General features: G+C 62.1%; 7 protein-coding genes. All 7 read right to left on the bottom strand.

The annotated features are described in order from the left end of the window. Positions 1-132 precede the first annotated feature (132 nt). Complete coding sequence (locus tag B5F28_RS13275; protein ID WP_087296337.1) at positions 133-1389, bottom strand: hypothetical protein; 1257 nt, start codon at positions 1387-1389, stop codon at positions 133-135. 23 nt (positions 1390-1412) lie between these two features. Beyond that, positions 1413-2606, bottom strand: a complete 1194-nt coding sequence (locus B5F28_RS13270; RefSeq protein WP_087296336.1) for a hypothetical protein — start codon at positions 2604-2606, stop codon at positions 1413-1415. 212 nt (positions 2607-2818) lie between these two features. Beyond that, positions 2819-4609, bottom strand: a complete 1791-nt coding sequence (locus tag B5F28_RS13265) for a DUF4153 domain-containing protein (RefSeq protein ID WP_087296335.1) — start codon at positions 4607-4609, stop codon at positions 2819-2821. A gap of 3 nt (positions 4610-4612) precedes the next feature. Further along, positions 4613-4993 (bottom strand): hypothetical protein, encoded by a 381-nt coding sequence (locus tag B5F28_RS13260; protein WP_087296334.1) that lies wholly within the window; start codon positions 4991-4993, stop codon positions 4613-4615. Positions 4994-5022: 29 nt separating this feature from the next. After that, positions 5023-5238: a helix-turn-helix domain-containing protein gene (locus tag B5F28_RS13255; RefSeq protein ID WP_087181379.1), complete on the bottom strand. Its 216-nt coding sequence runs from the start codon at positions 5236-5238 to the stop codon at positions 5023-5025. A 16-nt stretch (positions 5239-5254) separates the two neighbouring features. Next, complete coding sequence (locus B5F28_RS13250) at positions 5255-5722, bottom strand: DUF2975 domain-containing protein (protein WP_087296333.1); 468 nt, start codon at positions 5720-5722, stop codon at positions 5255-5257. Between the two features lie 258 nt (positions 5723-5980). Further along, positions 5981-8536 carry a DNA gyrase subunit A gene (gene gyrA / locus B5F28_RS13245; RefSeq protein ID WP_087296332.1) on the bottom strand — a complete coding sequence of 852 codons (2556 nt, stop codon included), beginning with the start codon at positions 8534-8536 and terminating at the stop codon, positions 5981-5983. Positions 8537-8547: the final 11 nt, after the last annotated feature.

Below are 8547 nucleotides of genomic sequence, written 5' to 3'. Positions count from 1 at the left end.
TATTGTAGCAAAAGGAGGTTCTTTTTTTACCGTTTCAACGCTCGTGCTCTTCTCGTCCACAAGCATAGCTTGTGGTTCTTATATGAACAAAACCGCCGTTTCGGGATTTCCGAAACGGCGGTTTTTTCGTTTTTACATGATGGCCTGCCCCTGCATGTAAAGCACCCCGTAGGCGAAGAGCGCCAGGGCACTCAGGCTGCCAAGCGCCGCCCGCAGCCAGCTGCAGCGGATGCGCGCCAGCAGGAAAAAGACCGGCAGGCAGCCCAGCAGATACCGGGGGCCGCTGATCATCCAGCCCGCCAGATAGGTCATGCCCAGGTAGGCCCCGCCCCAGATGAGCCACTCGGTGCGCGCGCCGGTGAACAGGCCCCAGAAAAGCAGCGCCAGCACCGCAAAATAGAGCACCACCTGCGGCCAGTAGATGAAGTTTGCCAAGCCCGGATACTGCAGCGCCAGATTCCAGTGCTGAGTCAGATTTTCGCCGATCCATTTGGTGGTCTGGTACCAGGGCGGCGCGGCCTGAAATTCCAGAAAGGCGAACCAGTCGCCGAACACCAGCCGGTTGCAGGCAAGATAGCCGCCCCAGCCCGCCGGAATCAGCAGAAGGCCCAGGCTCTTGAGGCCCTGCGGCCCGGTTTTGCGGGCTCGCAGCCAGAGCCAGAGCACCGGCAGCAGCAGCACCATGCCCTGGGTGCGGCAGAGGGCCGCAAGGCCGCCCAGCAGCCCGGCCCAGCCCCAGCGCCCGGTGAGCGCCAGCCGCATGCAGCCCAGGCAGAGCAGCAGAAACAGGCTTTCGGTATAAACGCCCATGCTGAAAAAGGCGAAGGGATACACCGCCAGAAAGCCCACTGCCCAGACAGCCCGGGTCCGGGGCAGCCAGCGCCCGGCTAGGCTCAGGGCCACAGCGCCGCAGCCGCCCCAGCACAGCTGGCTGACCAGAATGCCCGCCAGCTCAAAATTGCCCCCGGTGAACAGACTCATCAGCCGGATGCACAGCGGATAGAGAGGATAGAAGACGATCCATTTTGCATCCTCGCCGGAAGGCACATAACCGTTCTGAGCAATGAACAGATAGTGCGGACTGTCGCCCGCCTGGGTGAACCGCTGCCAGAAATGGGTCAGAAAGGCACCAAAACCGCCGCTCTGGTTCAGGGTAAGCCAGGCAAAAAACAGCACCGCCCACTGCACCGCCAGCACCGCGCAGAAGGCGGCGGCGTAGTCCCGCCGGGAAAAACGGGCGGGTCCCTGCAGCGGCTCCTCCCGCCGGAACACCTGCCAGTCCGGCAGCGGCACGGGCAGCCAGCCCAGCAGCGCCAGACAGCGCACCGCCAGAATCAAAACAAAGGCGATCATTCCGCCGCCGCCCAGCCAGCCAATCACCTGCGCCATTGCATCCTCCTTGCCGCGCGGCTTTATGCGTTCAGCATGTACACCGCGCCATAGAAATTAAACAGAATCGCCGCCAGCAAAAGCCCCCGGGCGGCGGGCCCGGCCTCCCAGTTTCGCCGGGCAAAAAACAGCAGACAGAAGGGGAAGGGGTCCACCAGATACCGGGCCCCGAACTGCCAGCCGCCCAGTGTGCGGTGCAGGCACAGCACCACCACCGTGAGCAGGTAGCAGCCCACCAGAATGCCGTCCGCATAATCCAGCCGCCTGTTCCGCAGCCCGGCCACCAGCGCCAGCAGCCAGAGCAGCAGCAGAGGATTGGCCACAATTGGCAGAAAGCCGTTGAAGGTGGGGAAGGAAAGATCCAGCGTTTCGGTGAGCAGCACCGGGCGCAGCAGATTTTTCAGGTTGGGCCAGAGATAGGCCAGGCTGAACTGGCCGTTTTCCTCCCGCATGAATTCCGGCAGAAAGTTGTGACCGAACTCCAGCGGATTGCCGAAGCGCGCCCAGTTGTACCACCCCAGGGCAAGCGCCACCAGGGCGGGCAGCACGCTCACCGCCGCCAGATGCTTCCACCGCCCCTTGCGCACCGCCCCCCACACCGGGCGCAGAAACAGCACCACCGCCAGAAACGCGGAAAAGGGCCGGCAGCCTACCGCCAGCGCCAGCAGGAAAAAGGCGGGCAGCTCCCGCCCGGCCAGCCAGAAAAAACAGCCCCAGACACAGAAGGCCAGCGCCAGCAGCTGGGCCAGCATCCAAACGCCGCCGCTGGTGCTCAGCCAGAAGGTGTTGCTGCCCAGACTCACAAACAACGAAAAGAAGACACAGGTTTCCGGACTTTTGCCGCTCTGCCAGAAGAGCAGGTAGACCCCCGCCGCCGCAGCCAGACCGTACAGCGCCGCGATCAGATTGGAGGGCACAGCCCCGCCCCACAGCGCCCAGGGCAGAGCCAGCACCGAGGGAACCGGCGGAAAAGAGAGATAATACTCCTCGTTGAATATCGCAAGTTCCAACCATGGGTATTGCTCGCCGTTTTGGATGGTCATGCTGCCCTTCAGCCAGTTTTGGGCCTGGAGCAGATAGCTGTCGTAGGGATTCTGGGCCAGCAGTGTTCCGCCCGCCAGCGAGTGGAACAGCAGAATGGCCAAGCCAAACAGGGCAAGCGAGTCCGCCAGCGCGGCCAGATGCGCCCGGGAAAATGTGGGTTTGGATGTGGGCAAGCGTCTCCCTCCTTCGCTTTTTTGCCTCTTTTTCGGGATTTTAAATTACCCCTCGTATTATAAATCATATTTATACTAATTTTCATGCTGAACAAAGCAACGTTCGCCTTTGATTATACCCGGTCACCGGAATCCGGTCAAAGCATTTTCCTCCCTCAGGCACAGAAAAAGCCCTTCCGATGAACCGGGCCATCGGAAGGGCTTTTGTTGCTTCAATTTGATTTGTCAGCCGTCAGCTCCAGCGCAGTGACCGTTTCGCCGCTCTCATCCAGCGTCATGGTCAGGGTACCGATATCTTCTGACGATTTGCCGGATACCCGGAACCATACCTGCCGGTTGCCCTGTTCGTCCCGGGCGTAATGCAGCTCGTCCCTCTCCGAATAGCCTGAGATGGCATACCTCACATCCTCCGGTGCTTCATCCATGCCCCAGCCTGCCCGGAGCAGGTCATCGGCCAGCTCATACTCGCTGAGGCCCGCCCCCTGCTGGTGCAGCGTCCAGGGATCCAGCTGATGGATCGTACCGTTTTGGTACAGTGCCAGATTCACCCGGTAGGCAAGAGCCTGGGGCTGGCACAGGCACAGCGCCAGGAACAGCCCCGCTGCCGCAAAGGTGCCCAGGCGAATCCAGTCCAGGCCACGGAACACCGCCAGCAGTGCCAGCACGCTGACCGCCGCCAGCACCAGCATGAACCAGCTGGAGAGAATGCGCTTTTCGGTGAGCCCGAACCGGATCACATACATCTCCATCTTGGAGGCCCCCACCAGCACGAACAGCAGGTTCGATGCCATCAGGGCAGCGGTGAGGCCCCTCAGCAGCGGGCGCTTCTGAGGCTTGCCCTTGCACAGCACGTTGACCGCCAGCAGCAGCCCGAAGTTGAGCATCGCCACCGCGCACAACTCGAAGAAACCCCGCCGTGCATATTCCGCGGCGGTGAACCCGGCGGGAAGCCGGTCGAAAAAGGCGCCGAACAGGTAGCCCGCCTGCACCGCGAAGAAGAGCAGATACAGCCCGCAGAAAGCAAGCAACCCCAGAGTCATGGCACTTTGGGGCAGGCAGCGCTGCTTATCCAGCGCCGCCAGCCAGCGGCTCTGCCGCTCCGGGTCCGGCTTTTGACGCAGCACGCTGCCCAGCGTCCCGTAAAGATAGGCCCCCACCGGCAGCGAGCCCACAAACATCAGCAGGCGGCCCGCTACCCATTCCGGCACCGTGAGCAGCTTGGCAAAGCGTTCCAGCAGAGAGGCAAAGCCCGCGTCCGCTCCGGCCAGCAGCATGAGCGCCAGCACAAAGAGGGGAACCAGCAGACAAAGGGCCAGCCCGGCGCCCACCAGGTCCCGCTTTTTGTTCTGCCGTGCCGCCCGCACCCTGGCCCAGAGCTTTTTGAAGGCGTACCACATCACCTGAATGCGCAAAAAGAACCAGCAGAAGGGACGGCCCAGAAGGCAGAGCGCTGCATCCAGCGGGGCAAAGCAGCCGGTGCGCCCGCCGCCGGTGAGCAGGCCCGCCCGGCAGACCAGCCAGTACATGGCCGCCAGATGCAGGGCCAGAACCTGCCAGCCGTAGTAGCCGTATTCGTAGTCATTCCAGTAGCCCGCGCCGTAAAGCAGGGGACGGACGATCAGCAGGTTTGCCAGCAGCAGGGCGGAAAAGCCCAGCCACCACCAGCTCTCCGCCGGTGCCTTCCGGCCCGCCCGGCGCAGGAAGAATTCCGCCCCGCCGAAAAACAGCGCGCAGAACACCCCAAGCGCCACCGGATTCATGCTGCCCACGTACCATTCGGCAAAGGGCAGAACCGGACCGCCCAGCACCAGGCCGCAGAAATAAAACCAGCCCAGCAGATAGCTGTAGAGTGCCGCGCCCAGCTGCAGCCGGGTCGCTTTAAACGTCTGAGCCGCTTTTGCTGTGTAGAGGGGCTGCGCACCGGCGGCCGGGTCAGCCGCCTGGCTGTTCGGCATTCCGGTTCGCGGCATCGCCCCGTTCTTCAAACGAATCCGTTCTTCCATAGATCATACCTCCTGTTTCCGGCCGTTGCTTTTCCGGGGGTTGTTTTCCGGCAGAAGCTGGGCCTGCTGCACCTCGGGCCGGGTTTCCAAAATTGCCGCCGCGACGCCGTTCACCAGCAGTACCGCCAGCAGCAGCGTCCCGGAAACCATCTGTCCAGCGGGCTGGGTATCCAGCAGAGCGCTGAAATTCTGAATCTCCACCAGATACCGGGTATAGGCGATCCAGCCGTAAAGGCTGATGGCGCAGGCGGCCAGACTGAGCGCCATACACCAGTGCCAGCGCCTGCCTTTGCGGGCCAGCAGCGCGCCGCCCAGCGGCGGGAGCGCCAGCGCCGCCACCCCCAGGAAAATACTCATCAGATTCCACCATTCCGGATGCAGCATCCAGACTCCCTCCTTTGTTTCGCCTTGTTTTATTGATTTTCTTCCGGCACGTATTCCAGCAGGTCCGCCGGCTGGCAGTCCAGCGCCTTGCACAGCGCCTCCAGCGTGGAGAACCGCACCGCCTTGGCCTTGTTGTTTTTCAGAATGGACAGGTTGGCCGGGGTGATGCCCACCCGCTCGGCCAGCTCGCCCGCGCTGATCTTGCGCTTTGCCATCATCACATCCAGATTGATCACAATCGGCATTGCCTTCTTCGCCTCCTCACACCGTCAGATCCAGCTCGTCCTTCATCTCGCAGGCCTGCCGGAACACGTTCTGCACAATGCGCAGAATCAACGCCATAAAAGCCGCTGCCACCATCACCATCAGGTAGGGCAGGTAATAGAGGGCACTGGCCAGGCAGATGGCCGCCACCGCCCAGCAGCAGCGGCTGAGCACGGCCAGACAGATCACATTCTGCTCCACGAATACCTGGCCATTATCCAGATTGGCCAGCAGGCGATAGAGCCGGTAGAGCGCGAAATAAGCCGGAATGCTGGCGGCATAAATGGTGAGGAGAAACAGCGCCTGCCAGGGCAGGTCCCCCGTCAGCCGGTAGCGGGTCCAGCTCAAAAACCATTCCACCAGCCAGTAGGCCGCCACATCCACGCCCACCAGCACTCCGAGAAAAATCTTCACCAGCAGCTGGGAGATGGCCAGACTGCCCACGGCATCGTTTTGCTGTTTCATATCCCGTATTCCTCCGTTTCGCCCGGCCGCCACACGCCGCCGGGCTTGTTTTGTTGGTATCACTCTACCATAGACTTTATCGATTTTCAAGTGTTTTTTATTGTTTTTCGATATTTTTTAATTGTTTTTCAAAACTTCAATGTTCCATGTGGAACATGTTCTTTTCTTATTTGGGCATTTTCTGCAAAAAAACACCCTGTTTGCGCTTGACCGCAAACAGGGTGTTTCTCAAATTTGATTCAGTCGGAAGGGAAGGACTTATTCTTCCTCGTCGTCCGCTGCAACGGGTTCCTCCGCCTGGGCGGCTTCCTCAGCTGCCAGTGCGGCCAGCTCTTCCTCGCTTAGAGCTTCCTCCGGCTCGTTCTCCGGCTTTTCCACCTCGGCGTCGTCGGAGTGCTCGGTGCGGGCCACGGTGACCACCCGGTCGCCCTCGCCCAGACGCATCACGCGCACACCGCTGCCGTAGCGGCTCTGGATGTTGATGTCCGCCGCATGCATGCGGATGATGATGCCCTCCTGGCTGATGAGGATGATGTCGTCCTCTTCCTCCAGCACCTTGATGCCGGCAACCTCGCCCTTGCCGTAGTTGCGGATGCCCTTGCCGCCGCGGCTCTGCAGGCGGTAGTCATCAATGCGGCTGCGGCGGCCCTTGCCGTTCTCGGTCACGGTGAACACGGTGGCGCCGGGATGCACCACGCCAACGCCCACCACGTAGTCGCCCTCGGCCAGCCGGATGGCGCGCACGCCATGGCCCAGACGGCCCATGCTGCGGGCGTCCTGCTCATTGAAGCGGATGGCCAGACCGTCGTGGGTGGCCACGATCAGCTCGTCCTCACCGGTGGTGATCTGGGTCCAGGCCAGGCTGTCGCCCTCGTACATGCTCACCGCCAGCAGACCGCTCTTGCGGATGTTGGCATATGCCTCGATGGGAGTACGCTTGATGACGCCCTGACGGGTGACCATGACCAGATAGCCTTCGGCGTTCTCGGCGGGCATGCGCAGCATGCTGGTGACCTTCTCGCCGTTCTGCAGCGGCAGCAGGTTCACGATGTTGGTGCCGCGGGAGGTGCGGCTGCCCTCGTAGATCTGGTAGCCCTTCAGCCGGTAAACACGGCCCTGGTCGGTAACAAACAGCACGAAGTCGTGGGTGGAACCGATGAACAGCTCCTCCACAAAGTCCTCGTCCTTGTGGGACAGACCGGAGATACCGCGGCCGCCGCGCTTCTGCACCTGGTAGGTGTCCTGAGGCTGGCGCTTGATGTAGCCCTCGTGGGTGAGGGTGAAGACGCACTGCTCCACCGGAATCAGATCCTCGATGTCCACCTCGCCGGACACATGGGCGATCTCGGTGCGGCGGTCGTCGCCGTATTTCTCCTTGAGAACGGTCAGCTCCTCTTTCACGATGGCGTAGACCTTCTCGTCGCTGGCCAGGATGGAACGCCACTCGGCAATGTTGCCCTGCAGCTCGGCCAGCTCGCTCTCGATCTTCAGAATTTCCAGACCGGCCAGCTGTCCCAGACGGAAGGCGCAGATGGCGGCAGCCTGCAGCTCGTCAAAGCCGAACCGCTCCATGATGGCCACGCGGGCTTCCGCCTGGCCGCCCTTGCAGGCGCGGATGGTGGCGATGATCTCGTCCACGATGTCGGTGGCCCGCTTCAGACCTTCCAGGATGTGGGCGCGCTCCTCGGCCTTCTTCAGATCGAAGGCGGTGCGACGGCGCACAACCTGGGCCTGGAACGCCACGTAGCGCTCCAGCATAGTTTTCAGGGTCATGGTCTTGGGCACGCCGCCGTCCAGAGCCAGCAGGTGCACGCCCACGGTGTCCTGCAGCTGGGTATAGCGGTACAGCTGGTTCAGCACCACCTGGGGGTTCGCGTCCTTTTTCAGCTCGATGACGATCCGCATGCCGTGGCGGTTGGACTCGTCGTTCAGGTCGCTGATGCCCTCGATGCGCTTTTCCTTCACCAGGTCCGCGATGTTCTCGATCAGGCGGGCCTTGTTGACCATGTAGGGGATCTCGGTGACGATGATCTGGAACCGGCCGTTCTTCTTCTCCTCGATCTCGGCGCGGCCGCGCAGGGTGATTTTGCCGCGGCCGGTGGCGTAGGCGGCGCGGATGCCGCTGCGGCCCATGATGATGCCGCCGGTGGGGAAGTCGGGGCCCTTGATGTGCTCCATCAGGCCGGCCAGGTCGATGTCCGGATCGTCGATCAGAGCCACCGCGCCCTCGATCACCTCGGTCAGGTTATGGGGCGGGATGTTGGTGGCCATGCCCACGGCGATGCCGGTGGAGCCGTTGACCAGCAGGTTGGGGAACCGGCTGGGCAGCACAGTGGGCTCCTTCTTGGTCTCGTCGAAGTTCAGGCCGAAGTCCACGGTGTCCTTCTCAATGTCGGTGAGCAGGTCCACGGCCATCTTGCTCATGCGGGCCTCGGTGTATCGGTAGGCAGCCGGGGGGTCGCCGTCCACGCTACCGAAGTTACCCTGGCCGTCCATCAGAGGATAGCGCATGGAGAAGTCCTGCGCCAGGCGGACCATGGCGTCGTAAACCGACGCGTCGCCGTGAGGGTGGTAGGAGCCCAGCACGGCACCCACAGTATCCGCGCTCTTGCGGTAGGGGTGGCTGGGGTCATTGCCGCGCTCGTACATGGTGTACAGGATGCGGCGATGCACCGGCTTCAGGCCGTCGCGCACATCCGGCAGAGCGCGGGATACGATAACGGACATGGAATAGTCCAGAAAGGCCCGTTCGATCTCGTCTTTTACGTCCCGGACGATGAGATGCGTGCCCGGGGTTACGCTGTTTTCGATCATAGTTTCCGTTT

The sequence above is a fragment of the Gemmiger sp. An194 genome (assembly GCF_002160145.1).
In the GTDB taxonomy this organism is placed as follows: domain Bacteria; phylum Bacillota; class Clostridia; order Oscillospirales; family Ruminococcaceae; genus Allofournierella.
The sequence above is the reverse complement of the archived record's forward strand: the minus strand, read 5'-3'. Positions and strand labels throughout refer to the sequence as shown.

Bases quoted from the DNA above. Each gene is read 5' to 3' on its own strand.
- B5F28_RS13250 (WP_087296333.1), bottom strand. From the start codon at position 5,722: ATGAAACAGCAAAACGATGCCGTGGGCAGTCTGGCCATCTCCCAGCTG.
- B5F28_RS13260 (WP_087296334.1), bottom strand. From the start codon at position 4,993: ATGCTGCATCCGGAATGGTGGAATCTGATGAGTATTTTCCTGGGGGTG.
- B5F28_RS13275 (WP_087296337.1), bottom strand. From the start codon at position 1,389: ATGGCGCAGGTGATTGGCTGGCTGGGCGGCGGCGGAATGATCGCCTTT.
- gyrA (WP_087296332.1), bottom strand. From the start codon at position 8,536: ATGATCGAAAACAGCGTAACCCCGGGCACGCATCTCATCGTCCGGGAC.
- B5F28_RS13265 (WP_087296335.1), bottom strand. From the start codon at position 4,609: ATGGAAGAACGGATTCGTTTGAAGAACGGGGCGATGCCGCGAACCGGA.
- B5F28_RS13255 (WP_087181379.1), bottom strand. From the start codon at position 5,238: ATGCCGATTGTGATCAATCTGGATGTGATGATGGCAAAGCGCAAGATC.